This is a genomic window from Vibrio sp. IB15, assembly GCF_016406055.1.
GTDB lineage: Bacteria > Pseudomonadota > Gammaproteobacteria > Enterobacterales > Vibrionaceae > Vibrio > Vibrio chagasii.
In genome coordinates, this window is record NZ_JAEFCE010000046.1 from 1 (window position 1) to 26,208 (window position 26,208).

The 26,208-nt window shown below is 43.0% G+C and carries 22 protein-coding genes, 1 tRNA gene and 1 riboswitch; of the genes, 19 read left to right on the forward strand and 4 right to left on the reverse strand.

Annotation, left to right across the window (positions count from 1 at the left end; all coding sequences use genetic code 11):
• The first annotated feature begins 647 nt into the window (after window positions 1-647).
• The 5 genes from JC606_RS16370 to JC606_RS16390 all read left to right on the forward strand — a co-directional run bounded on the left by JC606_RS16370 (window position 648) and on the right by JC606_RS16390 (window position 6,009).
• Window positions 648-1,460: a winged helix-turn-helix domain-containing protein gene (locus JC606_RS16370; protein WP_198778992.1), complete on the forward strand. Its 813-nt coding sequence runs from the start codon at window positions 648-650 to the stop codon at window positions 1,458-1,460.
• A 130-nt stretch (window positions 1,461-1,590) separates the two neighbouring features.
• Window positions 1,591-1,971 (forward strand): hypothetical protein, encoded by a 381-nt coding sequence (locus JC606_RS16375; RefSeq protein WP_233090427.1) that lies wholly within the window; start codon window positions 1,591-1,593, stop codon window positions 1,969-1,971.
• 186 nt (window positions 1,972-2,157) lie between these two features.
• Complete coding sequence (gene sph / locus JC606_RS16380; RefSeq protein ID WP_137408076.1) at window positions 2,158-3,561, forward strand: sphingomyelin phosphodiesterase; 1,404 nt, start codon at window positions 2,158-2,160, stop codon at window positions 3,559-3,561.
• Between the two features lie 656 nt (window positions 3,562-4,217).
• Complete coding sequence (locus tag JC606_RS16385) at window positions 4,218-5,549, forward strand: excinuclease ABC subunit B (RefSeq protein ID WP_137408078.1); 1,332 nt, start codon at window positions 4,218-4,220, stop codon at window positions 5,547-5,549.
• A gap of 19 nt (window positions 5,550-5,568) precedes the next feature.
• Window positions 5,569-6,009 carry a hypothetical protein gene (locus tag JC606_RS16390; RefSeq protein WP_137408079.1) on the forward strand — a complete coding sequence of 147 codons (441 nt, stop codon included), beginning with the start codon at window positions 5,569-5,571 and terminating at the stop codon, window positions 6,007-6,009.
• Window positions 6,010-6,375: 366 nt separating this feature from the next.
• Here JC606_RS16390 and JC606_RS16395 read toward each other — a convergent pair.
• Window positions 6,376-6,451: transfer RNA gene (locus tag JC606_RS16395), tRNA-Asn, on the reverse strand.
• A gap of 509 nt (window positions 6,452-6,960) precedes the next feature.
• Here JC606_RS16395 and uvrB point away from each other — a divergent pair.
• From uvrB to luxU, 3 genes are all read left to right on the forward strand, one after another.
• Window positions 6,961-8,991 (forward strand): excinuclease ABC subunit UvrB, encoded by a 2,031-nt coding sequence (uvrB, locus tag JC606_RS16400; RefSeq protein WP_137408080.1) that lies wholly within the window; start codon window positions 6,961-6,963, stop codon window positions 8,989-8,991.
• A 289-nt stretch (window positions 8,992-9,280) separates the two neighbouring features.
• On the forward strand, window positions 9,281-10,669 hold the full coding sequence (gene luxO / locus JC606_RS16405; RefSeq protein WP_032553998.1) for a quorum-sensing sigma-54 dependent transcriptional regulator LuxO: 1,389 nt from the start codon (window positions 9,281-9,283) through the stop codon (window positions 10,667-10,669).
• 23 nt (window positions 10,670-10,692) lie between these two features.
• On the forward strand, window positions 10,693-11,037 hold the full coding sequence (luxU, locus tag JC606_RS16410) for a quorum-sensing phosphorelay protein LuxU (protein ID WP_061033803.1): 345 nt from the start codon (window positions 10,693-10,695) through the stop codon (window positions 11,035-11,037).
• Window positions 11,038-11,116: 79 nt separating this feature from the next.
• Here luxU and JC606_RS16415 read toward each other — a convergent pair whose 3' ends face one another.
• Entirely contained in the window at window positions 11,117-12,004 is an 888-nt protein-coding gene (locus JC606_RS16415; protein ID WP_102426541.1) for a YvcK family protein, read from the reverse strand.
• A gap of 194 nt (window positions 12,005-12,198) precedes the next feature.
• Window positions 12,199-12,351: riboswitch (molybdenum cofactor riboswitch) on the forward strand.
• Here JC606_RS16415 and moaA point away from each other — a divergent pair.
• The 11 genes from moaA to JC606_RS16470 all read left to right on the forward strand — a co-directional run bounded on the left by moaA (window position 12,340) and on the right by JC606_RS16470 (window position 22,488).
• Window positions 12,340-13,329, forward strand: coding sequence for a GTP 3',8-cyclase MoaA (moaA, locus tag JC606_RS16420; protein ID WP_004737343.1), 990 nt, complete (start codon window positions 12,340-12,342; stop codon window positions 13,327-13,329). It overlaps the preceding riboswitch by 12 nt.
• A gap of 79 nt (window positions 13,330-13,408) precedes the next feature.
• Window positions 13,409-13,921 (forward strand): molybdenum cofactor biosynthesis protein B, encoded by a 513-nt coding sequence (moaB, locus tag JC606_RS16425; protein WP_004737344.1) that lies wholly within the window; start codon window positions 13,409-13,411, stop codon window positions 13,919-13,921.
• A 12-nt stretch (window positions 13,922-13,933) separates the two neighbouring features.
• Complete coding sequence (gene moaC / locus JC606_RS16430) at window positions 13,934-14,413, forward strand: cyclic pyranopterin monophosphate synthase MoaC (RefSeq protein WP_137408081.1); 480 nt, start codon at window positions 13,934-13,936, stop codon at window positions 14,411-14,413.
• Window positions 14,410-14,655, forward strand: coding sequence for a molybdopterin synthase sulfur carrier subunit (gene moaD, locus JC606_RS16435; RefSeq protein WP_004737346.1), 246 nt, complete (start codon window positions 14,410-14,412; stop codon window positions 14,653-14,655). The genes moaC and moaD overlap by 4 nt, the downstream gene beginning before the upstream one ends.
• Before the next feature lie 2 nt (window positions 14,656-14,657).
• Complete coding sequence (moaE, locus tag JC606_RS16440) at window positions 14,658-15,113, forward strand: molybdopterin synthase catalytic subunit MoaE (RefSeq protein WP_137408082.1); 456 nt, start codon at window positions 14,658-14,660, stop codon at window positions 15,111-15,113.
• Between the two features lie 629 nt (window positions 15,114-15,742).
• Window positions 15,743-17,374, forward strand: a complete 1,632-nt coding sequence (locus tag JC606_RS16445) for an ABC transporter substrate-binding protein (RefSeq protein ID WP_198778994.1) — start codon at window positions 15,743-15,745, stop codon at window positions 17,372-17,374.
• A 115-nt stretch (window positions 17,375-17,489) separates the two neighbouring features.
• Window positions 17,490-18,410, forward strand: a complete 921-nt coding sequence (oppB, locus tag JC606_RS16450; protein WP_198778995.1) for an oligopeptide ABC transporter permease OppB — start codon at window positions 17,490-17,492, stop codon at window positions 18,408-18,410.
• Between the two features lie 12 nt (window positions 18,411-18,422).
• A complete protein-coding gene (gene oppC / locus JC606_RS16455) occupies window positions 18,423-19,325 on the forward strand; it encodes an oligopeptide ABC transporter permease OppC (RefSeq protein ID WP_137408084.1) in 903 nt (300 codons plus the stop codon).
• A gap of 52 nt (window positions 19,326-19,377) precedes the next feature.
• Window positions 19,378-20,352: an ABC transporter ATP-binding protein gene (locus JC606_RS16460; protein ID WP_008220235.1), complete on the forward strand. Its 975-nt coding sequence runs from the start codon at window positions 19,378-19,380 to the stop codon at window positions 20,350-20,352.
• Window positions 20,349-21,344 carry a murein tripeptide/oligopeptide ABC transporter ATP binding protein OppF gene (oppF, locus tag JC606_RS16465; RefSeq protein WP_061033797.1) on the forward strand — a complete coding sequence of 332 codons (996 nt, stop codon included), beginning with the start codon at window positions 20,349-20,351 and terminating at the stop codon, window positions 21,342-21,344. The genes JC606_RS16460 and oppF overlap by 4 nt, the downstream gene beginning before the upstream one ends.
• A 205-nt stretch (window positions 21,345-21,549) precedes the next feature.
• Entirely contained in the window at window positions 21,550-22,488 is a 939-nt protein-coding gene (locus JC606_RS16470; protein ID WP_198778996.1) for a glutathione S-transferase family protein, read from the forward strand.
• 81 nt (window positions 22,489-22,569) lie between these two features.
• Here JC606_RS16470 and pta read toward each other — a convergent pair whose 3' ends face one another.
• Both pta and JC606_RS16480 read right to left on the reverse strand, forming a co-directional pair.
• Window positions 22,570-24,735: a phosphate acetyltransferase gene (gene pta, locus JC606_RS16475; protein ID WP_105057414.1), complete on the reverse strand. Its 2,166-nt coding sequence runs from the start codon at window positions 24,733-24,735 to the stop codon at window positions 22,570-22,572.
• 139 nt (window positions 24,736-24,874) lie between these two features.
• On the reverse strand, window positions 24,875-26,071 hold the full coding sequence (locus tag JC606_RS16480; RefSeq protein WP_004737356.1) for an acetate kinase: 1,197 nt from the start codon (window positions 26,069-26,071) through the stop codon (window positions 24,875-24,877).
• Window positions 26,072-26,208: the final 137 nt, after the last annotated feature.

A 26,208-nucleotide genomic window follows, 5' to 3' on the forward strand; every position in this document is an offset into this window, starting at 1 on the left:
AAAGGATCAGATCGCAGGACTCGAAAAAGGTTCAACTGATTTAGGCAACAACGCCGGGTTAGTGTCAAATTTTCTGGTAGCTGGCCAAAAAGGCGTACTCTTGTTGAGCAAATGTACGTATCAGTTTTAGAAAATAATTTCATCACTGAGGATTGGGGGGAAGAGTCAAATCATTTGCCCAAAATGAGTCTCGCATACGCAAAAACTTAATCTGCGAAGATTAGTTTGTTGTAAATACGATTCTGAGCGAACGTCTAGGCAAACGTTTTTCCCAGTAAGAGCAAAAGCCAAGAGACATTTATTGTCATTATAAGTCAATATATTAATTAATTTGTAATATTTACCAATAATTAAGTGAGATCCACTCTCTTTTTTTTATGAAATAGTTATCAAGTTTAGATTGTATGCGTTTTAGTTTTTTTTGTTTCATGGCGAAGCATTTTTTATATATAGTTGCTTTTACAAAAAAGTTACTTATTTTGCCTTTTTAAATAACCATTTAATTAATCCTGTTAACGTTCGGTTAGTGATAAATGGTTGAATGAATCAAGTGACATATGAAAAATTATTTTAAATGAATTCAATATTTATCCATGAAATTTATGTTTATATAAATATTATGGTTATTCAGTTTTTAAGGCTAATTTATGTACAAATTAAATAATTGGTTAATTCACTTAGACCACCCGTTAGTGACTGATTTACTCAAAAATGAAGAAAAGCGCATCGGCTATCACGATCATCTTGTGATTCTAATGTTGTGTGAAAACGCTGGGAAAATTAATACAAAAGAAGATTTGTTGAACAGAGCTTGGCCAGGAAAACATGTGTCTGAAGGGTCACTTACACAATCGATTAGCGCGATACGTACTTTGATCGAGGATGATGGGAAGCAACAAAAGTACCTGAAAACGGTCGCGAAGGTTGGTTATAAACTAGAAAGTGAGGCGGTATCGTGGCTAGAAGACAGTGATAGTAAATTAGGTAGCCAAGACCACTTATTAACCGGGGAACCGAGTGGTAAGGCTGAGAGCTTTGAAGAAAGTACCGATAAAAACACACAACATACATTTGGACGTAATCAACTCTATATTGCATTGGGCATCGTATTCATTGTGATTGCGGCATTGTTTCCATTGGTGTTTACTGCAAAAGAGCCTAATTTAACGAGTTGGCTTCCACTAACCAAAATGTTTTCTAGCGAAGCGTTAACTGTCTATTGCGATAATGAAGAAGAGGCCAAAGTAGTCGCAAAAGGCGTTACTCCTCTGGTTTCTGAAGAAGTCAAACAAGGTAGGTTAAGCCGATTGATCCTTGCTCACTCTCAAGAAAGCTTATCTATTGTAATCCTCAAGCCATTGGCACCACCTGTCAATTTAGTGGTTTTGTTTGAATCTCCTCAGTCTACGGACGATCTCGTTGGTATGGTTAAGGCGGAGCTTAGTCGTTATGTTTACTAAAAATAAAAGCATTTACTTTTTTCTTTTTTGTCTTTGTTTAATGTTCGCTTCTATTACATACAGCCTACGTTCGAAAAATAATGTTTTGGTCAACTCTACCACCCTTTATATGACAGTAGATGGTGACTATATGGCCACAGAGCACATGGACGTCGTGATCAGTGAGGATAATTTCGAGGCGGTTACAGTTATAAAAGAAGCTGGACTCAATAACACCTTAGGTATTTACACAAAAGGAAAATTCATTCGCAAGAGTGATGGCCTATTTAATGTAAGCTTACGTGAAGAACGCGTTGATCATGGCGATATTGATTTTGAGCATGATGATGACATGCTTGTTTATGATAGATATGTAAAAGCACGAAATAAGTTATCCTTCTTTAAGTCAGTTCAAATACTTGAAGAGCTACCGAACCAATATATGCTTATCATTTCAAATAGCCCTGTAAAGAAAATGGTCGCTGTGAAAATGGAACCACTGCCAATTGCAGACTTTTATGATGACTATTAAGGTTTTAACCATGGTTTGATATTTTTTTTAGGTCTATTTAATTACTATCAATTATATCATTATGGGAGGATGCATCTCAGTTTAATAGGAGATGTACTAACCATGACACGATATCTAATATCAGTTTTTCTAATACTGTTCACATTAACTTTACGAGCTGATGAGAACAGCTCACCTCCCAAGATAATGAATTATAATGTCTATATGCTGGATCATCATCTGGGCATTTTCGTTGGTGGGACTAATCCAAACAAGCGAGCAGAGTTATTGGCGAACTCGTCGATTTTTGATGATATTGACGTGGTTGTATTTAACGAAGTGTTCGATAACCAAGCGAGTCAAATACTTATCGATGCACTCGCTCAGAAGTTTGGATATCTAACGCCCGTTTTGGGGCGCACAAAGAGTGGCTGGGATCATACTGAAGGTTGGCGTTCGACATCTCTTGATGATGGCGGTGTGATTGTATTCAGTAAATATCCAATTGAGTATAAGTCACAAGTGATTTTCAGAGAGGGTTGCGGTGCGGATTGGGCTTCTCAAAAAGGTTTTATACACACCGTCATTAATAAAGGTGGGGAGAGGTATAATGTTATTGGCACTCACGTTCAAGCTGACGATGACACCTGCAACATTTCTCCATCAGTGGTTAGACAAGACCAGTTCGCACAGATAGAGAGTTATGTTTTCAGAGCGAACCGCTCAGCTGACGAAATGTTTTTTATCGCTGGTGACCTAAATGTAGCAAAGGACTCACAAGAGTTTTCCTCAATGCTCGAGACCTTAAATGTATCAGCGCCGACCAACTATGCTGGTGCGCCATACTCATGGGACCCTGCTGTCAATGGTTTAGCTCACGCAAACTACCCAGACTTAAAAGGGCAATTACTAGACTATGTTCTTGTTGAACGTAGTCATAAGCAACCCAAGAACTGGCACAACCAAGTGTTAGATATCGTATCGGATAGAGTTTTTCTGGATGGCACACAGGAGTCATATTACTTTTACGAGTATTCAGACCATTTCCCTGTCGCTGCATTTGAGTATGCGGATAAAAACACGCCAACTCATAGTGTGCGCCCAACCAATAAGCCATATGACGCAATCAGGCTAAAGCATCGATCGACTGGCGAATATGTTTACGCAGATCCAAATGTGTCTAATGGCTGGCTTACCTATGGTCATGATGGAGAGCAATCCAACGCGAAGTTTAAGTTGGACAACTGGCATCCATATATTAGTACTTGTATCCATGACCATGACTATGTACAGATTTCTAGAACAGATGATTATAAAGATTACTATTGGACCTATAGTGGCAGTTCGTATTACACGGCAGATCACGATTCTTCTGACTTCATGAAGATTAGTCGCCTAACAGAATCCGATAGCTGCATCCAGAATGGTGATGTTGTGTATATTTATGATCATGCTCATCATCTCTGGACATCCGCAGACAAATATCTTGAGCCTAGTAAAATGTATATCAAAGGGACTAACGAGCTACCCGTTGGCGACAATGGGCTGTTCATTATTGAGATGGACAACTTTGAATTTTCCGACTGGGAATCGAATCTTACTTATGAATGAACATATTCTGAATGTTGATTTTTATTGAAATTACTTGATTTTCAGTACTATTTGAAGAATTTAGTTTATTATAAATAGTAAATCATTAGAGTGTGTTTAGTTATAGTAAGAGGTGAGCATGGTTAGCGATCACCGCTGTCCAGAGTTCACTAGTATAAGAAAAAAAGGCCACTTTAACGTGGCTTTTTTACATTATAAAAACAATCCACTCAATTTTCGGTTATTAAATGGCTCACTGAATTTTTAAATTCATGATGTGTTGAAATTTGGTTTTTGGCTTTAGTAAGATATTGAATTATGAACTTTGACGGATACTTTGAAAAAATACAAATTCAAATAGAGAAGGTCGATTCGTTAGAAGACCTATTAGTATGGCGGAAGAGAATTAATATAGGGCATTCAGGCCTTTCTTTTCGTACAGAGCAGGGGCGACTTACTTCACATTGTTATCGAAGGTTTAAGGAAGAAGAGTCTAAAATTATCAATCTTAATTTTTCCTGTGATATATGACTGAAATGGTGATTTCACTATTATTCAGGTTATTTCAAAAGCACAATAGATTTTTTTATTACAACTTAATTGCGATTATATTCTTTTCGCTCGTTAATTTTAAAAGGCATCGATATTGATGTTAACGCAATTAAAAGGAACGAGTGATGAAATTAAAACGCTTCAGTTTAAGCTTGATAACAGTATCTATGTTATCTGGCTATGCTAATGCATCTCCTATCCCTGGGATTGATGATGCCTACTTCAAAGGGGCTGATGAGTATGTTGCGTACGATGACCCGGCAACAGCCTGTGATATCTTTAATGCCAAAGTGGAATACATTAACAATCACCTAGAGCAGCAGGGTTTACCTGGAAAAATTGCGAACCTCTGTCAGCATGCAAGAATAGAAGATGGTCAAATTGAAGAGCAATTTATGATCACTTCTCAGAATGGTGCTTATAGCTATGGTAAGGAGAGGTATCAAATTCATGAACAGGTTGATGTCGCACGTACTATCGATTTGTTGATGTTTTCTCAGTCAAATAAGACTAACTATATTATGGCGGTTGACGGCAGTATGAATGTCACGCGCCAAACCCTTGCCGATGGAAGCTATTTTTTCGAGTGGGAAGATGAGAAAGTTGCTCCACATTTTTATTACAGAGAAGGATACTTAGGTCAGATCTTCCATGGTAATTCTCAATTTAATTTCATGTCAGGTGACAATGCCTACAATTGGGCTCACCAGAAAGCCGTTGAAGAGGCACCTAATAATGCGAAAGAGCAATCAAGGCTGACTTGGAAGTACTTGTCTGAAGAGTGTGAAAACGATAAAAACAACGATTACTGTCTCCCTCAAAGCCGACATGGAAATCTGTTTGTGAATCAGCAGAGCTTTCCAAGTTCGAGTAATGTGAACAAAGAGATTTCGTTAGCTGAGAGTACGTCTTATAGCTTTGATATTACAGGCTCTTTTGAAGCGAGTAAATCAGATGGTCCGTCTGCTGGTCTCGGAGTGGGCTTTGGTTTTAGCCAAACCAAAGAATCGAGCCAGACACACAGTATGTTGAATTACACCTCGGTTGATGAAGGTAATGATATCGGTCACTCGGTTATCCAGACTATTAATACAAAAGCTGTGGGAGAAGCTGGGTATTACAGAGATGCTCCATCTGAAGAATTTTGGCATGTAAAGAATGCTGCTGAAATTTGGGGTGAAGACCTGTACCGAGTTTATGATCTGAAGAGCTATGAGACGTGGCAGGAAAACTACACTGCTGATTGGAATACTTGTCGTGATCAAAAGCTGGTATTTGGCAATGCGGTGACGGTTTCGCGCGCTTATCTGAACATGTATGGCAGCAATTGGTCAATTAATGAGAATGAATCAACTTTATACCAAAGAGATTCTAACTACGGCATTACGATCGATACCGATTGCACTATTGACGATAAAGGTCAAACTTTCCGCATTATGAAAGAAACAATTCTTTAGTTATTAGAGGGTAAAGAGAATGAATTTTGTTAAAAGTACTGTTTTTGCTAGTACACTGCTATTGTCTTTGGCTTCTAATGCTGCGAGCCTATCTACCATTGGAACGCAAGATAATGGCGTGTTCAATGAGATGCAGCAACTACAACTGAAGTCTGCTGGAGAGCGAAGCTCTACGAAGTCTGCGGATATCTTTTTTATTAATAGTAATGATGTTCAAGTTGAAGATCTGACTAAAGAGCTACTGAAAGATTTTAACTCTATCGTGATCGTTGGCGACTCATTCAAAAATAAAGACTTGATGATTCAGTTGGTTGGGTTTGGTATCGAGAGAGAGGTGGTAGCTATTACCAATATCCACGACTCATCGAAGCGTCAGATCAATACCTACAGCAAGGGCGATAAAGCTGGCGATGATAAGATTGCAGCTGTGCTAATGGATACGATCGCTCGTCACCTGTAATGCAACACAAATGGGCTCTACTGTTTACCTATTGCTTTTCGGGTAGTCTGTAGTCTCAAAGGTTAACTAAGCCACGGATTCGTTTGTGGCTTTTTTGATCCGCGCTAGACACATCCTACCTTTTCCAGAAATTTGGCTCCCCCTGCGGGACTCGTACGTGGCCGACTAGGTCTGAGACATTAACTTGGAACAAGTTAGTCGCAGTTAAAACGAAAAAAGCTCAATCTTTCGATTGAGCTTTTTCTAGAATTTGGCTCCCCCTGCGGGACTAGAACGCGGGCGGCCAGCTCTGAGACATTGGTTTGGTACAAACCAGTCGCTTTAAAACGTAAAAAGCCGCATCTAGTGATGCGGCTTCTTGAAATTTGGCTCCCCCTGCGGGACTCGAACCTGCGACATACGGATTAACAGTCCGCCGTTCTACCAACTGAACTAAGGGGGAATTGCTTGTTAGCGACGCGAATTTTAATAAGACTCCTTTTTTCTGTCAATAAAAAATCACAGAAAAAAATCAGATAAAAAACTTTACTTTCTTGAACGCCTTATTGGGTTTGGCTTTGCTTTAGTTATCCACCAAAATTGTGGATAAGTGTGTGTGTGAAACTTTAACAACAATAGCTGGGATAAATCTGAAAATGTAAAAATCTGATCTAACTTGATGTATTTAAAGGATAGTTTGCAATTTATTACGATTGTATAACTTTTCTTGATTACAAAGGGAGCAGTAAAACAAGCGGTATTTTTAGATTTTTTGGGGAAAAGTAGTGGATTAAAATTCGAGTAATTTAGCTGAGGAAACTTTGCAGGGGCACGGATAATACCAAGTTCTAAAATTAAAAGCTATAACTGATCTCTAATCTTAAGATGCATTTCTCCAGATAATAGTTGCATCGACACTCCTCATAGAGTGACAATGACCTGATTAAAAAAACAGTATGGAAATGGCGACCTATGAGTAAACTTTTTGATTTGGTATCGGACTACAGTCCGTCCGGTGACCAGCCGACTGCGATTACCCAATTACTAGATGGACTGGATTCCGGTCTCGCACATCAAACTCTATTAGGGGTCACGGGGTCGGGTAAAACCTTTACGCTTGCTAACGTCATTTCCCAATCTCAAAGACCAGCAATCCTATTGGCGCCGAATAAGACGTTGGCTGCTCAACTATATGGTGAGATGAAGTCTTTCTTCCCAAATAACGCCGTCGAGTATTTCGTTTCTTACTATGACTACTACCAACCAGAAGCCTATGTTCCAACCACGGATACATTTATTGAGAAAGATGCGTCTGTAAACGCTCATATTGAGCAAATGAGGCTCTCGGCAACTAAGGCCCTATTAGAAAGAAAGGACGCCATTATCGTTGCGTCTGTGTCCGCTATCTATGGTTTGGGTGATCCTAAATCTTATTTGAAAATGATGCTTCACTTGAGCCGTGGCGAGATCATGGATCAGCGCGATATCTTGCGTCGTTTGGCCGAACTTCAATATTCCAGAAACGACGTTGCTTTTGAGCGTGGTCAGTTTCGTGTTCGTGGTGAAGTGATTGATATCTTTCCGGCTGAATCCGACCAAGACGCAGTACGAATCGAAATGTTTGATGATGAAGTCGACTGTATCAGTATCTTCGACCCGCTAACTGGCGCAATTAAACAAAGAGATTTGCCACGCTTTACGGTTTATCCAAAGACTCACTATGTGACACCGAGAGAAAAAATCCTTGAAGCGATCGAGAACATCAAAGATGAACTGCGAGATCGTGCCCAATACCTTAAGGACAATAACAAACTTCTCGAAGAGCAGCGCATCTCACAAAGAACTCAATTTGATATCGAGATGATGACAGAGCTTGGTTTCTGCTCGGGCATTGAAAACTACTCACGTTACTTGAGTGGTCGTGCTGAAGGTGAAGCGCCTCCAACATTATTCGACTATTTGCCTGATGATGGTCTGCTGATCATTGATGAGTCACACGTTACCGTGCCGCAAATCGGTGCGATGTATAAAGGTGACCGCTCTCGTAAGGAGACCTTGGTTGAATTTGGCTTCCGTCTACCGTCTGCGTTAGACAACCGACCAATGAAGTTCGATGAGTTTGAATCGATTGCTCCACAAACGATTTTCGTCTCAGCAACGCCTGGAAACTACGAGCTTGAGAAATCAGATGGCGAGATTGCCGATCAAGTGGTTCGTCCTACTGGTTTGTTAGACCCAATTATTGAAGTAAGACCTGTTGCAACTCAGGTTGATGACTTATTGTCTGAAATCAGAATCCGTTCAGCGAAAGAAGAGCGTGTTTTGGTGACTACGTTGACTAAGCGAATGGCGGAAGACTTAACAGAATATCTAACAGAACATGGTGTTAAAGTGCGTTATTTACACTCGGATATTGATACGGTTGAGCGTGTCGAGATCATCCGAGATCTACGTCTGGGTGAGTTCGACGTGTTAGTGGGCATTAACTTACTTCGAGAAGGTTTGGATATGCCTGAAGTATCGCTGGTGGCGATTCTTGATGCAGACAAAGAGGGCTTCCTACGTTCTGAACGATCTCTTATCCAAACCATTGGTCGTGCGGCGCGTAACCTTGAAGGTAAAGCGATCTTATACGGTGACTCGATTACTAAGTCGATGAAAAAAGCGATTGATGAAACCGACCGTCGTAGAGAGAAACAGCAGGCTTACAACGAAGAGCAGGGCATAACGCCGCAAGCGCTTAAGCGTAATATCAAAGACATTATGGAACTGGGTGACATTACCAAGTCGAAGCAACAGCGCCAATCTAAACAGGTGCCATTGTCTAAGGTGGCAGAGCCTTCACAGAGCTATGCTGTGCTGACGCCACAACAACTCGATAAAGAGATCAGTAAGCTGGAAGCGGCGATGTACCAACATGCTCAAAACTTGGAGTTTGAATTGGCAGCGCAGAAACGCGATGAAATTGAACAGCTGAGAAAGCAGTTTATAACCAATAGCTAAATGTTACTTATTATTGGCTCAACCTCCCTCTTGCTCGTGTTCTAGACAAAAAATAGCCAGTAGGAAATGTTCTACTGGCTTACGTTTGTGAACACTAAGTCCACTAACAACGTCAGTTGGCTAGGTGACCCGAAGGTCAATTACACAACTGCATCGTTCATGCCACATAGATAAAACATTGATTGTTTGAAGTCGGTATAGAAATACAATACAAATATTGTGGCTAATTTGCATAATGCAAAGCGGAATGCGACTATAATAAGAAATGCAAATTATAAATGGCTAGGATATGCAATCAAAAACGCTAGATAACAAATCAAAGTATTTGTTGATGGTAGAGGATACCGCCTCGGTAGCAGCTTTGTACCGCTCGTATCTTACACCGCTGGAAATTGATATCAACATTGTCGGCACCGGCCGCGATGCAATTGAGAGTTTGAATCATCGAATCCCTGACCTAATTTTATTAGATTTACGTCTACCTGATATGACGGGTATGGACGTGCTATTTGCGGTCAAACAAAAGTACCCTGAGGTGCCTGTTATCTTCATGACAGCTCACGGTTCGATTGATACTGCAGTTGAAGCTATGCGTCATGGTTCTCAAGACTTCCTTATCAAACCGTGTGAAGCCGACCGTCTACGTATTACGGTCAACAACGCAATACGCAAAGCGACGAAATTAAAGAATAGTTCAGAGCACCCTGGAAATCAGAACTATCAAGGTTTCATCGGTAGTAGCCAAACTATGCAGCAGGTGTATCGAACTATTGACTCTGCCGCATCAAGTAAAGCGAGTATTTTCATAACCGGTGAAAGTGGTACCGGTAAAGAGGTGTGTGCAGAAGCGATTCATGCTGCGAGTAAGCGTGGCGATAAACCGTTTATCGCCATTAACTGTGCGGCGATTCCCAAGGACTTGATTGAAAGTGAACTGTTTGGTCACGTGAAAGGGGCATTTACAGGGGCGGCAACAGACCGTCAAGGCGCGGCTGAGCTAGCTGATGGAGGCACCTTGTTCCTTGACGAGCTTTGTGAGATGGACCTTGAACTGCAAACCAAGCTTCTGCGTTTTATTCAGACAGGCACCTTCCAAAAAGTAGGTTCGTCGAAGATGAAGAGTGTCGACGTTCGTTTTGTTTGTGCGACCAACCGCGATCCTTGGAAAGAAGTTCAAGAAGGGCGCTTTAGAGAAGATTTATACTATCGTTTGTATGTAATTCCTCTGCACTTGCCGCCATTGCGTGAGCGTGGTGAAGATGTAATCGAGATTGCATACTCACTGCTAGGTTACATGTCAGTGGAAGAGGGTAAAGCGTTTGTGCGTTTTGCTCAGGAAGTGCTGGATCGTTTTAATCAATATGAGTGGCCGGGTAACGTTCGTCAGCTGCAAAACGTATTGCGAAATGTTGTGGTATTGAACAATGGTAAAGAGATTACGCTCAACATGTTGCCGCCACCACTAAACCAGCCAATTGAAAACAGTCTACGTTTGAAAGAGAAGCAGAGTGAAGACATCACAGTTAAGGATATTTTCCCGCTGTGGATCACTGAAAAAACAGCCATCGAGCAGGCCATCAAAGCGTGTGATGGCAACATTCCAAGAGCAGCTGGTTTCTTGGATGTAAGTCCATCGACCATCTACCGTAAATTGCAAGCGTGGAATGCAAAGCAGTAATCACCAAACGAAAAGAAATAACAATGACCAAAGTATTGAATCAACAAAAAGTTGATGAGCTTGCCGGTGAAATAGGGCAAGAGAATGTTCCGGTGTTACTGGAGATCTTTTTAGGAGAATTAAAAGGCTACTATGAGCACCTAGAGATAAATAAAGAGTCGGATACCTCCAAGTATCTGGCGGATATTAGCCATGCTCTAAAGAGCAGCGCTGCCAGCTTTGGTGCTGACTCCTTGTGCAGTTTCGCGATTGATTTAGACAGTAAAGTGAAACAGTCTCTGCCTATTACCGATGGTGATTTTGAAGATATGCAGTCACTACTGCTTTCGACATACACAGAATATCAGCAGTTGATGACGGATCTCTAAAGCAGAGAATTACTATATAAACTAAAAAAGGAGCGTAATGCTCCTTTTTTAGTTTCTGTTGTTTGAGCTGGCTTGTGGTTTAAGCCAACTGAGCTTCGATCGCTTGTTGTAACTTCACTCGGTCATGGCGCCAGTCTCGGTTGGCCGACGCAAGATCAGTGGTGACACAATTCCATTGTCCTTCAAGTTCAGGGTGAGGCTCATTACCAAGAATAATGTCTATCTTGCGTGCCTTGCAGGTACGTTCACACCACTCAAGCTGTTCTTGAAGTGTCATTTTCCCGGCAGGACCATGCTCTGGCGATAAGTTTTCGACGAAGATAAGCTTAGCACGGGTATTTTCGGAAATAGCTTTACCAATCTCTGGGAGCAGAAGTGGTGGCATCACACTGGTCAAAAAGCTCCCTGGTCCAAGAACGATGCAGTCCGCTTGCTCAACTGCAGCAACGGCTTCTTTAGTTGCTGGCACTTCCGGCGACAAGTCCATCATGCGTAGCTTTTCTGTCATGTCATCCACATTGGTTTCACCTGTTACCCAGCGCCCATCCATAGATAGGGCGGTAAGGTCTGACGGGTGTTCGGTCATAGGGACGATATTGACATCGACCTTGAGCATATTTCGGATCAGGTTAATCGCTTCTAATGGACGAACCGAGAGGTTGTCTAGTGCGGTCAGCATCAGATTACCCAAGTTATGACCGTCGAGTTCACCTTGACCGCGAAAACGGTATTCAAACATCATCGAGCTGATTGACGGCTCAGTGATTAATTGATTGATGCAGTTACGAGTATCACCCCATGCGATACCACCTTGGCAATCTCGAATTCGTCCGGTTGAACCACCGTTATCTGTTGTAGCAACAATGCCCGTGGCGTTACTACCGAAATCTTTTAATGCCGCCAACATGCGACCTAAGCCATGGCCGCCACCGATTGCGACCACCTTCTTTGAAGTGTAAATATTCATTTTTTATTCTTGTTAGATTATTACCAACTATAATTTAGGTTAAATGCTTCTTGTCAGATACTCAACAAGAGTTATTTTGAGCGTTTGATACGTTTTTTTTGCCAATGTGACCCGTTTTTTGTCATCAAAGCTAGATTCACGTACAAATATTAAGTATTTTATTACCCAGCTACTGCGCGTGTGAATATAACGTGCGGTTGCCATAACTCCGAGCTCTCGTATGCTAAGTCGCACAGTGGTATTTGCTGTACCGATACGCATCAAGAGCCAGTGACATGTTGTCACAAGGGCTTAATTGGAAATGATTATGCCTCCCGTGTTTGGAAAGGTGTTCCGTGGCGCAACAATTCGAAGATAGATTCCATCGCAAGTTTTATTACTTGCGCTTGTCGGTTACAGACGTCTGTAACTTTAAATGTACTTACTGCTTGCCAGATGGCTACAAACCGTCAGGGCAAAAAAACTCGTCTTTTTTAAGTGTCCCTGAGATCAAACGTGTCGTTAAAGCGTTTGCAGATTGTGGCACCTCAAAGATCCGCATTACAGGCGGAGAGCCGAGCCTGCGTAAAGACTTCCCCGAAATTATTCAAACCGTTGCCAACACTCCAGGTATCAAAAAAGTTGCTACAACAACTAACGGCTACCGCATGGAGAAACAAGTAGGGCAGTGGCGTGATGCTGGTTTAACTCACATTAACGTAAGCGTAGATAGCTTAGATCCGCGCATGTTCCATCAGATTACTGGTGAGAATAAGTTTACTGAGGTAATGCGAGGCATTGATAAAGCGTTTGAGGTTGGCTTTGAACAAGTCAAAGTAAACGTAGTATTGATGAAAGACCTCAATAGCCAAGAGTTGCCTGCCTTCCTTAACTGGATCAAAGACAAACCGATCCAACTGCGTTTTATTGAGCTGATGAAAACTGGCGAGATGGACGAGTTGTTTGATAAACATCATGTGTCAGGTGTCGCGATTCGTAACCAACTTATTGCTAATGGTTGGTTGCTTAAAGTGAGAGCCGTTAATGATGGCCCTGCGCAAGTGTTCGTTCACCCAGATTACAAGGGTGAAATTGGTTTGATCATGCCTTACGAGAAAGACTTTTGTGAGAGCTGTAACCGACTGCGCGTTTCTGCGACCGGTAAACTTCACTTATGTCTGTTTGGCGATCACGGTGTTGAACTGAGAGATTTGATTCAAGAAGATCAACAAGAGCAAGAGCTCATCGATCGAATACAGGCTCAGCTACAAACCAAGTCCGTTAGCCACTTCTTACATGATGGCAACAGCGGCATGACTCCAAACTTGGCGTCAATCGGCGGTTAACCCGCACACACTCAAGCGTATTTTATCGCTCAGCTTATTTAAGCTGGGCGAATCAGTCTAATTTTATATAGGTGAACAAATGGGTCACGCAGAAAGCAAATTTCAAGCAGCAAACATCGCAGTACTAACAGTTTCAGATACACGTACAGAAGAAAACGATACGTCAGGTGGTTACTTAGCTGAAAATGCTAAAGAAGCAGGCCACAACGTAGTTGATAAGCAAATCGTTATTGACGACATGTACAAGATCCGTGCGATCGTATCTAAATGGATTGCTGACGAAAGCGTACAAGCGATCATGATCACTGGCGGTACAGGCTTCACATCTCGTGACAGCACGCCTGAAGCGCTTAAGCCACTATTCGACAAAGAAGTTGAAGGCTTTGGTGAGCTATTCCGTCAAGTATCTTACGAAGAGATCGGTACATCGACAATTCAATCTCGCGCAATTGCGGGCTTTGCTAACCACACGGTTATTTTTGCAATGCCAGGCTCTACCGGTGCTTGTCGCACGGGTTGGACTAAGATCATCAAGCAACAGATGGATGCTAGCCACCGCCCTTGTAACTTCATGCCACACCTTTCTGTATAAGGCGGTTTGAGTATGAGCCAATTTACACACATTAACGCGTCTGGCGAAGCGAACATGGTCGATGTATCGGCTAAGGCTGAAACGGTACGTGAAGCGAGAGCAGAAGCGTTCGTGCAAATGTCTGCTGAAACGCTGCAACTGATTGTCTCTGGTAGACACCACAAGGGTGATGTTTTTGCCACGGCACGTATTGCGGGTATTCAAGCGGCTAAGAAGACGTGGGATCTGATTCCGCTTTGTCACCCTCTACTATTAACGAAAGTAGAAGTGCAGCTTGAGGCTATCGAGTCTGAAAACAAGGTTCGTATCGAATCTGTTTGTAAGCTTGCTGGTAAGACGGGCGTAGAAATGGAAGCGCTAACGGCAGCTTCAGTTGCTGCGCTAACCATTTACGATATGTGTAAAGCTGTTCAGAAGGATATCGTTATCGAGAATGTACGTCTGCTAGAGAAGACAGGTGGTAAATCTGGTCACTTCAAGGTGGAATCATGATTACAGTACTTTTCTTTGCTCAAACTCGTGAACTTGTTGGTGTGGACAGCGTCGAAGTGGATGCACAGTTTAAGACGATTGAAGCGATTCGCAGTCATCTTGTGACACAAGAAGGTAAATGGGATATTGCTTTGGAAGAGGGCAAACTTCTGGCAGCTCTTAACCAATCTATCGTACCTCTGACAACTGAAGTGAAAGACGGCGACGAAGTAGCATTCTTCCCACCAGTGACTGGAGGCTAAGCATGGACCCAAGAGTATTAGTGACAGCCGAGGACTTCTCGGTAGGCGAAGAATACGACTACTTGGCTCAAGGTACAGCTGCCGGAGCGATTGTGACGTTCGTTGGTAAAGTTCGCGACATGAACTTGGGCGACAACGTGATTGGTTTGTCTCTGGAGCATTACCCTGGAATGACAGAGAAGTCGTTGAGCGAGATTTGTGATCAAGCCGAAGCGCGCTGGCCTATCCAGAAGATGCGAGTTATCCACCGCGTGGGTGATCTCGATATCGGTGACCAGATTGTTTACGTTGGTGTATCAAGTGCACACCGTGGTGCCGCCTTTGAAGCGTGTGAGTTTGTGATGGATTTCTTAAAAACGAAAGCGCCGTTTTGGAAAAAGGAAAGAACGACAGAAACGACTCGTTGGGTTGATTCTCGCGATTCGGATGCAAAAGCGGCAGAACGCTGGATGAAGTAAGCAATCAAGTGGCAGGTTTTGTCATGATGTTTGTGAAATGAAGGTCAACCTTGAGGTTGGCTTTTTTTGTACTCTAAAAATAGATATATAAATAAAATGTTTCGCGGTTTTAGTCGCTATTTATAAGTTTAAATTCAAAACTATTTTTTAGGAGTTTATTGTACGGTAAGGGGGATGTCTTATAAGGGGATACTGTTGATTATCTTCAAGTGATGATTATCACAAAAACTGTATCCAACTGCGGGTGAATGTAATCATTATTTGTTCTTGTTGTTTATTGGGTGTTAAATTCCCTGCGATTTTAAACATATGATAACGAATGCAGTACTTATAAAATCATTTTATAAGATTGAATATGGTTAATGTCGAAGTGCACACACACATCTCGCTATGCATTTTGGTTTTTATTAGATATTTATCCTGAAATCTTGATTTTGTTGGAGAATTATCCATATTTTACGACTTGTATGTGGAAAATAGATCCAATGATTGGTAGTGTGTGCTTCTGTCTTTGTAAGGTTTTAGGTTTTTGTGCTTAAAATATAAGCTAATTCAATCTAAATCACTGCCGTTCAGTGAGCTTTGCAAAGATGTCATGGATGCAATACATAAAACTTGGAGTTTACTAAATGTACAAGAATAAAATCACTCAGGCCCTTCTTCTAGGTGCTGGTTTGGCAGTGGCTGCCTCTTCTACTCTTTCTATTGCTGCTGAAGTACCAGCGGGTACTAAGCTAGCAGAAAAACAAGAAATCGTTCGTGGTAATGGAACTGAGGTTGCGACTATTGACCCTCATAAGTCATCAGGTGTACCCGAGTCTCACGTTATTCGCGATCTTCTAGAAGGCCTAGTCAACCAAGACAGTGATGGTAATACTATTCCTGGTGTAGCAGAAAGCTGGGAAACGACAGACAACCAAACCTTTACTTTCCACTTACGTAAAGACGCAAAATGGTCCAATGGCGACCCTGTAACCGCTCAAGATTTCGTTTACAGCTGGCAGCGTTTTGTTGATCCTGCAACGGCTTCTCCTTATTCTTGGTATATGGAATTTACTAAGATGGCGAATGCCAAAGAAATTATTGAGGGTAAAAAAGATAAAAGTACACTAGGTGTGAAAGCAGTAGACGCACATACATTAGTTGTTGAACTTGAAACTCCAGTTCCTTATTTTGTGATGATGATGGGGCACACCTCGACCAAGCCAGTTCATCAGGCAACGGTAGAAAAGTACGGCGACCAATGGACTAAGCCTAAACATTTCGTCGGAAATGGTGCTTATGTGCTTGATCAGTGGGTAGTTAACGAGCGCATGACCTTAAAACGAAATGAGCAATATTGGGATGATGAAAAGACAGTTCTGAATAAAGTAACTTTCCTACCGATCGAAAATCAAGTCGCTGAAATGAATCGTTTTCTTTCAGGTGAAGTTGATATTTCCTACGATATGCCAATTGAGCATTTCAAGCGTATGCAGAAAGAACATCCTGAAGATGTCTCAGTTGTCGGCAATCTCTGTAGTTACTACTACAACTTTAATACTAAAGTTAAGCCTTTTGATGATGTTCGCGTGCGTAAGGCTATTTCTTATGCGGTTGATCGCGATATCGTCTCAAATGCTATTATGGGGCAAGGCCAAAAACCTGCATACTTCTTAACGCCTGAAATTACGGCTGGTTTTAATCCGAATTTGCCACAATACGCACAAATGTCACAAAAAGAACGTAATGCGGAAGCTGCTCGTCTGTTAGCAGAAGCGGGATATACCAAAGATAACCCTTTGGAGTTTACACTTCTTTACAATACTAATGAGAACCACAAGAAAGTGGCGGTAGCTCTTGGTTCTATGTGGAAGAAAACACTAGGTTTAAAAGTGACGCTTGAGAACCAAGAGTGGAAAACTTACCTGTCTTCTAAGGATACGGGCAATTTCGAAGTTGCGCGAGCTGGCTGGTGTGGTGACTACAATGAGGCATCAACGTTCCTCACGCTCATGACAAGCGAAAATACCAGCGGCGGCCAGCATTGGGGCAGTAAAGAATACGACACTATAATCGACAAAGCCATTCACTCTACATCAGAGCAAGAACGTAAAGCTCTTTACTTAGAGGCTGAAAAGCTTATGGCCCAAGAAATGCCTATTGTCCCTATCTATCAATATGTGAAGACTCGTCTACTGAACCCGCATGTTGGTGGCTTCCCTGCGAACAACGCACAAGAAATGATTTATTCAAAAGACTTGTATATCAAGGCGCAATAATCAGCATTTCTATTCTCAAACGTTAATATAACTATAACGATATAAGCTCTACATGCGCACTTTGTGCATGTAGCGCTTTTTATATTCAATTGTCACAGTCTAAAAGAGTGAGTTTATGCTTAAATTCATTATGAAAAGAATATTTGAAGCAGTGCCAACCATGTTGGTGCTGATCACTATTTCTTTTTGTCTCATGCGTTTCGCACCGGGTAACCCTTTCTCAAGTGAACGTGCTTTACCGCCAGAAGTTATGGCAAATATTGAAGCTAAATACGGCCTAGATAAACCGGTTTTTGAGCAGTACACCACGTACCTGACCAATATTCTGCAAGGTGATTTTGGTCCTTCTTTCAAGTATCTAGATTACTCGGTTAATGAATTGATTTCTGCTGCGCTACCAGTATCGGCAAAAGTTGGTTTCATCGCTTTTATTTTTACGGTCATCATGGGAGTCTCCGTTGGTACCATCGCTGCGTTAAAGCACAATACTTGGATTGATTACACCATCATGTCAACGGCGATGCTTGGGGTTGTTATGCCTTCGTTCGTACTTGCACCCGCTTTGATATACGTATTTTCATTACATTTCAACCTTTTCCCGGCTGGTGGTTGGTTAGATGGCTCTGCTAAATATCTAGTTCTGCCTGTCCTTGCTATGTCGTTCCTCTATGTCGCAACTTTTGCCCGAATCACTCGTGGTTCAATGATTGAAACACTGAACAGTAACTTTATCCGAACTGCTCGCGCGAAGGGGTTAAGCTATCGTTATATTGTTATTAAACATGCTCTTAAGCCAGCACTGCTGCCTGTTGTTTCCTACATGGGGCCAGCCTTCGTAGGTATCATCACAGGTTCAGTCGTTGTTGAAACCATCTTCGGCCTACCAGGTATCGGCAAGCTTTTTGTTAACGCCGCGTTCAACCGTGACTACTCGCTTGTAATGGGTGTAACTATCTTGATTGGTTTCCTATTCATCTTGTTTAACGCGATTGTTGATATTTTGTTAGCGGTTATTGACCCGAAAATTCGCTACTAACAGGGACTGGTTATGTTGAAGAAAAAAGAAAATTTAGAAGCGATCGAAAAGTTCTCTGAGAGTTTGGAGATTGAAGGTCGTAGTTTATGGCAGGATGCTCGTATTCGTTTCATGCGTAACAAAGCGGCGATGGTCAGCCTGTTCATCCTTACTATTATGGTACTGGCGGTTATCTTTTTGCCGATGCTGGCTCAGTATACTTACGATGATACCGACTGGTATGCAATGCACGTAGGTCCTAATGCTGACCACTGGTTTGGTACCGATAGCTTAGGTCGTGATTTGTATGTACGTACTCTAATTGGTGGCCGCATCTCATTGATGGTTGGTGTGATGGGTGCCTTTGTAGCAGTATTGATTGGAACGCTTTACGGTGCAGCTTCAGGCTTCATCGGCGGCCGTACTGACCGAGTGATGATGCGTATCTTAGAAATATTGTACGCAGTACCATTCATGTTCCTAGTAATCGTTCTAGTGACATTCTTTGGTCGTAACATCATTCTCATCTTCGTTGCGATTGGTGCGATTGCTTGGCTAGATATGGCGCGTATCGTACGTGGCCAAACGCTGAGTTTACGTAGTAAAGAGTTCATTGAAGCTGCACACGTATGTGGTGTAAGCAAATGGAAGATCATTACACGTCACATCGTTCCAAACGTTCTAGGTATCGTAGCGGTTTACTCTACGCTGCTTATTCCGAGCATGATCCTTACAGAATCATTCTTATCTTTCCTTGGTCTTGGTGTTCAAGAGCCTATGACAAGCTGGGGCGCATTGCTTCAAGAAGGTTCGCAAACAATGGAAGTTGCAATTTGGCAACTGGCATTCCCTGCGGCATTCATGGTAGTCACGCTGTTCTGCTTTAACTACGTAGGCGATGGTCTGCGCGACGCGCTTGATCCAAAAGACAGATAAAAATTAATAGCAAATAAAACTACAAAAGCTATAAAAGATTAAGGAAGCAATGATGAGCTTATTAGATGTCAAAGACCTGCGCGTCGAATTTACCACGCAAGATGGTATCGTAACCGCAGTAAACGACTTGAACTTCTCACTTAACCAAGGCGAAACGCTGGGTATTGTTGGTGAGTCAGGTTCAGGTAAATCACAGACTGTATTCTCTATCATGGGGTTGTTGGCAAAAAACGGCATCATCTCTGGTAGTGCAAAATTCGAAGGTAAAGAGATCCTTAACCTTCCAGAAAAAGAACTGAACAAAGTTCGTGCTGAACAGATCGCGATGATCTTCCAAGATCCGATGACATCACTGAACCCTTACATGAAAGTAAGTGATCAGCTGATGGAAGTACTTATGCTGCACAAAGGCATGGGTAAAGCGGAAGCATTCGAAGAATCAGTACGCATGCTTGAGGCGGTTAAAATCCCTGAAGCACGTAAGCGTATCACCATGTACCCCCACGAATTCTCTGGCGGTATGCGTCAGCGTGTAATGATTGCAATGGCGCTACTTTGTCGTCCTAAGTTGCTTATCGCCGATGAGCCGACAACAGCATTGGACGTAACCATTCAAGCACAAATTATGGAACTGCTGAACGAACTGAAAGATGAGTTCAATACGGCAATCATCATGATTACCCACGATTTGGGTGTTGTTGCGGGTTCTTGTGACAAAGTACTTGTTATGTACGCAGGTCGTACAATGGAGTACGGTACGGTTGATGAAATCTTCTACAACCCAAGTCACCCATATGCGGAAGGTCTACTGAAAGCGATCCCTCGTTTGGATACAGAAGGTGAGATCCTACCGACTATTCCAGGTAACCCACCAAACTTACTTCGCCTGCCAACAGGCTGTCCTTACCAAGACCGTTGTCACCGTGTAATGGACCGTTGTAAGCAAGAAGCACCGATTCTGACTCCATTTGGTCAAGGCGACCGTCAGCGTGCTTGTTTTTCTGATTGGGAGGCTTGGACAAAATGAGCGTAGTAGATAAGCAGTTATTATTAGATATTAAAGACTTGAAAGTTCACTTTAGCATTGCGGCTAAATCAGCGTGGCCTTGGGCAAAACCTTCAAACCTAAAAGCAGTTGATGGCGTTGATATCCACCTTTACGAAGGTGAGACGCTGGGTGTAGTAGGCGAGTCTGGTTGTGGTAAATCGACGTTTGCTCGTGCAATCATTGGTTTGGTTGAAGCAACTGACGGTGAAGTCATGTGGTTAGGTCAAGACCTAACTAAGATGCAAGAAGTACAACGTCGTGAAACTCGTAAAGAGATTCAGATGATCTTCCAAGACCCACTAGCATCGCTTAACCCGCGTATGTCTGTTGGTGACATCATTGCTGAGCCGCTAGAGACGTTCTACCCAGAGCTTTCTAAGCAGGAAGTGAAAGACCGTGTTAAGGAGATGATGGCGAAGGTAGGTCTACTGCCAAACGTAATCAACCGTTACCCGCACGAGTTCTCTGGCGGTCAGTGTCAGCGTATTGGTATCGCACGTGCACTTATCTTGAAACCTAAGATGATCATCTGTGACGAACCTGTTTCGGCACTTGACGTATCTATCCAAGCTCAAGTTGTTAACCTGCTGAAAGAGCTACAAAAAGAGCTAGGTCTTTCGTTAGTATTCATCGCGCACGACTTGTCAGTTGTGAAGCACATCTCTGATCGTGTATTGGTAATGTACTTGGGTAATGCGGTTGAGTTGGGTGAATCAGATGCACTGTTTTCTGATCCAAAGCACCCGTACACCAAAGCGTTGATGTCTGCGGTTCCTATTCCAGATCCTCGCTTAGAGCGTAGTAAAACAATCCAGATGTTGGAGGGCGATCTACCATCGCCAATTAACCCACCATCAGGTTGTGTTTTCCGTACTCGTTGCCCACAAGCGACAGAAGCTTGTGCACAAACTAAGCCGACAATTCAAGGCGATGACGTTCACGCAGTATCTTGCTTGCACGTACAAGTCTAGAGCCAATTTAAAACGGTTCAGCCTGTGACAGGCTTAAGCGCGACTAGTTTTTAGAGTCGCGCTTTTTTTGTACTGCAGGCCTAGTTCCTATATTTAGCTCAACAGCTTCATCAAATAATTCGAACAACTAAGCCAACTTCTTCTAGTTTTGAAAAAGTTGGCTTTTTTTATACTAGAGAAAAGTTAGCATCACAGAGGTTTGGATATGGGCAAATTAGTTGAAGGTGTTTGGCACGATGTGTGGTACGACACCAAAGAGAACGGTGGTAAGTTTATCCGAGAAGATGCCGGTTTCCGCCATTGGGTTGAGAATAAAGCAGGCGCGCAGTTTGAAGCAGAAAGTGGTCGTTATCATCTGTATGTATCGTTAGCTTGCCCCTGGGCACACCGTACACTTATCTTCAGAGAACTTAAAGACCTAACAGATCATATTGATGTGACGGTGGTTTGCCCGGATATGATGAGTGAAGGTTGGCAAATGGGCTTACCTGAGCCGTTGTTTGGTCATACTCGCATGCACCAAATCTACACCCAAGCCAAACCGGACTATTCAGGTCGAGTCACGGTTCCTGTTTTATGGGATAAGAAAACCAATACCATTGTGAGCAATGAGTCGTCTGAAATCATCCGCATGTTTAACTCAGAATTTAATGAGCTAACGGGCAACACCGATGATTACTACCCATGGGAGTTGGCGAGCCAGATTGACGAATGGAACGACTACATCTATCCGAACATCAACAATGGCGTTTATCGTACTGGATTTGCAACTACACAAGAAGCTTATGAAGAGGCGTATGACGCGTTATTTGAAGCGTTAGATAAAGTGGATGCGCATCTTAGTGAGAACCGTTATTTAGCGGGAGAGCAGATTACTGAAGCGGATTGGCGGTTGTTCACGACCTTGGTTCGATTCGATGCTGTGTATGTGGGTCACTTCAAGTGTAACAAGCAACGAATTGCGGATTACAAACATATCCAAGGTTATCTAAAAGAGCTCTATCAAATAGAGGGTATTAAAGAGACGACGGATTTCTACCACATTAAGCGTCATTACTATTACAGCCACACTGGTATCAACCCGACTCAAGTGGTGCCTAAAGGACCTGATCTGGATTTAGATTCGCCTCACGGACGTGGTTAGAATCATTAATTAATTCGCTTTTCTTCAGGCGTAAAAAACCCTAGATAAACATCTAGGGTTTTTGCTTTCTGAAAAAGAAAATTAGTTAACTACTTTTTCTTCAGCTTGCGCAGCTTGGTCTGCTTGGATAGCCGTTAGAGCTACTGTGTACACGATATCGTCTACTAGAGCGCCACGAGACAAGTCATTTACTGGCTTGCGCATACCTTGAAGCATTGGACCGATAGATACTAGATCTGCTGAACGTTGTACCGCTTTGTAAGTCGTGTTACCAGTGTTTAGGTCTGGGAATACGAATACAGTCGCTTTACCAGCTACTGGAGAGTTCGGTGCTTTAGAAGCAGCAACGTTTTCCATGATAGCAGCATCGTATTGTAGAGGACCGTCGATCACTAGATCTGGACGTTTCTCTTGAGCAAGCTTCGTCGCTTCACGTACTTTATCTACGTCTGCACCCTTACCAGATTCACCAGTAGAGTAAGAGATCATAGCAACGCGTGGGTCGATACCGAATGCCGCAGCAGAATCTGCAGATTGGATAGCGATTTCAGCAAGCTGTTCAGCTGTTGGATCTGGGTTGATCGCACAGTCACCGTAAACCAGTACTTGGTCAGGCAGTAGCATGAAGAATACAGAAGATACGATAGACGCATCTGGTGCAGTCTTGATGATTTGGAACGGAGGAACGATAGTGTTCGCAGTAGTGTGAACAGCACCAGAAACCAGGCCGTCTACTTCACCGTTTTCAAGCATCATTGTGCCTAGGAATACTGAGTCTTGTAGCTTCTCACGAGCAACAACTTCAGTCATGCCTTTCGCGCCACGTAGCTCAACTAGACGAGCTACGTAGTTTTCACGCACTTCATCAGAGTTGATGATCGTTACGCCAGCACCTAGCTCAACACCTTGTTGTGCTGCAACACGACGGATTTCTTCAGGGTTACCTAGAAGCACACATTCTGCAATGCCGCGCTCTGCACATATAGCCGCAGCTTTAACTGTACGTGGCTCATCACCTTCAGGAAGAACGATACGTTTACCAGCTTTACGAGCGAACTCAGTTAGTTGGTAACGGAATGCTGGTGGGCTTAGACGACGAGACTTCTCAGTACCTTCCGTCATTGACTCGATCCAGTTGCCATCGATGTGACCCGCAACGTGTTCGTTGATGAACTCGATACGCTCTTTATCGTCTGCTGGTACTTCCAGGCTGAAGCTCTGTAGGTTCAGAGATGTCTGCCAAGTGTTACCTTGTGCTTTAAAGATTGGAAGACCAGTCTCTAGAGCAGGCTTGATTAGGTCTTGGATTTCCGCAGGGATATCGTAACCACCAGTTAGAAGAACAGCACCAATCTCAACGCCGTTCATTGCTGCAAGTGCTGCTGCAACGATAACGTCAGGACGGTCAGCCGAAGTCACAAGTAGTGAACCTGGCTTGAAGTGTTCAATCATGTGCGGTAGAGAACGCGCACAGAAAGTGATGCTCTTAATACGACGAGTATTCAGTTCACCTTCGTTGATGATCTCAGCGTTTAGGTGAGAAGCCATATCTGCAGCACGAGTAGCGATTAGCTCGATGCTCCAAGGCACACAACCAAGAACACGGATTGGAGAAGTGTTGAAGATCTCCATTACTTTTAGTTCGCTTTGCTGAGCGCTGTCTGCATCGTCAAAGATTTCAGATAGGTCAGGGCGAGTACGGCCTGCTTCATCTACTGGAGCGTTAAGCTTGTTGATGATAACGCCAGAGATGTTTTTGTTCTTAGTGCCGCCGAAGTTAGAACATGCTACTTCGATACGCTCTTTAAGTTGAGCAGGGTTGTCAGTACCCGGAGTTGCAACAAGTACAATCTCTGCACCTAATGTTGCAGCAATTTCTGCGTTCACTTGGTTAGCGAATGGGTGCTTACGAGTTGGTACTAGACCTTCGATAAGAGTTACGTCAGCATCTTTGTTGATCTGGTTGTAACGCTCAACAACTGTTTCTAGTAGCTCGTCCATGTTGTCGTTACCGATTAGGCTTTCAGCAACAGACATAGCAAGAGGTTGACCGATCTTAACATCGCTGTTTACGCCAACGATAGTTGAAGTTAGATCAGGTTGGTCGCCACCAGAACGTGGTTGAGAGATTGGTTTGTAGAAAGAAACCTTAACGCCCTTGCGCTCCATTGCGCGAAGAACACCCATGCTTGCGCTAGTTAGACCAACACCAGCACTAGTAGGGATAAGCATAATAGTACGAGACATTCGTATGAGTACCTTTAGCTATTGGATTAAAAAAGCTCAACTTCATATTCCTATTTAAGGGTAGGAATAGGAATAGAAGCTGAGCCCCATTTTTATCAAAAGACCGCCGACTCGTTAAAGCCTGCGGTCCTAAATTTGATTAAAGACCTGCTAGTTTCGCAGTGTCTTCAGCAATTACTAGCTCTTCGTTAGTAGAGATAACCATTGCAGGGATACGGCTGTTAGCTGTAGTGATAGTACCTTCGCCGCCGAAACGAGCTTTAAGGTTAGCTTCACCGTCAACTTCGATGCCGAAGATGCCTAGGCGGTTTAGAACCATTTCACGGATTGGGCCAGAGTTCTCGCCGATGCCGCCAGTGAAAGTGATTGCGTCTAGACGACCTTCTAGAGTTGCAGTGTAACCAGCAACGTATTTAGCTAGACGGTGACAGAACACGTCCATTGCACGAGTTGCTTCTTCTTTCTCACCGTAGTTGTCTTCAACGAAACGACAGTCAGAAGTCACTTCAGTTAGACCAGCAAGACCAGACTCTTTAGTTAGCATGTTGTTGATTTCTTCAACAGAGTAGCCAAGAGCGTCGTGTAGGTGGAAGATGATTGCAGGATCTAGGTCACCACAACGAGTACCCATTACTAGACCTTCAAGAGGAGTAAGGCCCATAGAAGTATCTACAGATTTACCGTTCTTGATTGCACATACAGAAGCGCCGTTACCTAGGTGACAGTTGATGATGTTAACTTCTTCAACTGGCTTGTTTAGTAGGCCTGCAACTTCACGAGTGATGAATAGGTGAGAAGTACCGTGCATGCCGTAACGACGGATGCCGTGCTCTTTGTACAGGTTGTACGGTAGAGCGTATAGGTAAGACTCAGAAGGCATTGTTTGGTGGAACGCAGTGTCAAATACAGCAACGTTTTTAAGGCCTGGGAAGTTCTGTTGAGCAGCTTCGATACCGATTAGGTGAGCTGGGTTGTGAAGAGGTGCGAAAGTCGCAGCGTCTTGAATACCCTTAAGAACGTCATCTGTGATTAGTGCAGATTGAGTGAACTGCTCGCCGCCGTGTACGATACGGTGACCGATAGCGCCAAGGTTAGCTTTAAGCTCAGGCTTAGAAGCAAGAATAGTTTCTACCATGAAAGATAGTGCTTCTACGTGAGCTGCGCCCGCGCCTAGTTGTGCTTCGTGCTTGCCGTCAAGTTTCCACTTCATACGAGCTTCTGGAAGACCTAGACACTCAGCAAGACCAGTTAGGTGCTCTGCACCTGTTTCTGCATCAACAACAGCGAATTTAAGAGAAGAACTACCACAGTTTAAAACTAAAACTAGCTTAGACATTAATGACTACCTGTTAATTTTTCTGATCGAAATCAGTTAAGGATGAAAATTAATCTCAAGAATAGACGAAGCTCGCTAGCTTGCGTACTAACCTTGGTCAAAAAACGTTAATTTCCGTATTAAAGTGAAAGCGCACT

Excerpts from the sequence above, each read along its gene's own strand:
- JC606_RS16470 (WP_198778996.1), top strand. The coding sequence starts at position 21,550 with ATGGGCAAATTAGTTGAAGGTGTTTGGCACGATGTGTGGTACGACACC.
- JC606_RS16445 (WP_198778994.1), top strand. The coding sequence starts at position 15,743 with ATGTACAAGAATAAAATCACTCAGGCCCTTCTTCTAGGTGCTGGTTTG.
- moaB (WP_004737344.1), top strand. The coding sequence starts at position 13,409 with ATGGGTCACGCAGAAAGCAAATTTCAAGCAGCAAACATCGCAGTACTA.
- sph (WP_137408076.1), top strand. The coding sequence starts at position 2,158 with ATGAATTATAATGTCTATATGCTGGATCATCATCTGGGCATTTTCGTT.
- moaD (WP_004737346.1), top strand. The coding sequence starts at position 14,410 with ATGATTACAGTACTTTTCTTTGCTCAAACTCGTGAACTTGTTGGTGTG.
- JC606_RS16460 (WP_008220235.1), top strand. The coding sequence starts at position 19,378 with ATGAGCTTATTAGATGTCAAAGACCTGCGCGTCGAATTTACCACGCAA.
- JC606_RS16390 (WP_137408079.1), top strand. The coding sequence starts at position 5,569 with ATGAATTTTGTTAAAAGTACTGTTTTTGCTAGTACACTGCTATTGTCT.
- uvrB (WP_137408080.1), top strand. The coding sequence starts at position 6,961 with ATGAGTAAACTTTTTGATTTGGTATCGGACTACAGTCCGTCCGGTGAC.
- oppF (WP_061033797.1), top strand. The coding sequence starts at position 20,349 with ATGAGCGTAGTAGATAAGCAGTTATTATTAGATATTAAAGACTTGAAA.
- JC606_RS16415 (WP_102426541.1), bottom strand. The coding sequence starts at position 12,004 with ATGAATATTTACACTTCAAAGAAGGTGGTCGCAATCGGTGGCGGCCAT.
- JC606_RS16370 (WP_198778992.1), top strand. The coding sequence starts at position 648 with ATGTACAAATTAAATAATTGGTTAATTCACTTAGACCACCCGTTAGTG.
- pta (WP_105057414.1), bottom strand. The coding sequence starts at position 24,735 with ATGTCTCGTACTATTATGCTTATCCCTACTAGTGCTGGTGTTGGTCTA.
- moaC (WP_137408081.1), top strand. The coding sequence starts at position 13,934 with ATGAGCCAATTTACACACATTAACGCGTCTGGCGAAGCGAACATGGTC.
- oppB (WP_198778995.1), top strand. The coding sequence starts at position 17,490 with ATGCTTAAATTCATTATGAAAAGAATATTTGAAGCAGTGCCAACCATG.
- oppC (WP_137408084.1), top strand. The coding sequence starts at position 18,423 with ATGTTGAAGAAAAAAGAAAATTTAGAAGCGATCGAAAAGTTCTCTGAG.
- moaE (WP_137408082.1), top strand. The coding sequence starts at position 14,658 with ATGGACCCAAGAGTATTAGTGACAGCCGAGGACTTCTCGGTAGGCGAA.
- JC606_RS16480 (WP_004737356.1), bottom strand. The coding sequence starts at position 26,071 with ATGTCTAAGCTAGTTTTAGTTTTAAACTGTGGTAGTTCTTCTCTTAAA.
- JC606_RS16375 (WP_233090427.1), top strand. The coding sequence starts at position 1,591 with ATGGCCACAGAGCACATGGACGTCGTGATCAGTGAGGATAATTTCGAG.
- JC606_RS16385 (WP_137408078.1), top strand. The coding sequence starts at position 4,218 with ATGAAATTAAAACGCTTCAGTTTAAGCTTGATAACAGTATCTATGTTA.
- luxO (WP_032553998.1), top strand. The coding sequence starts at position 9,281 with ATGCAATCAAAAACGCTAGATAACAAATCAAAGTATTTGTTGATGGTA.
- luxU (WP_061033803.1), top strand. The coding sequence starts at position 10,693 with ATGACCAAAGTATTGAATCAACAAAAAGTTGATGAGCTTGCCGGTGAA.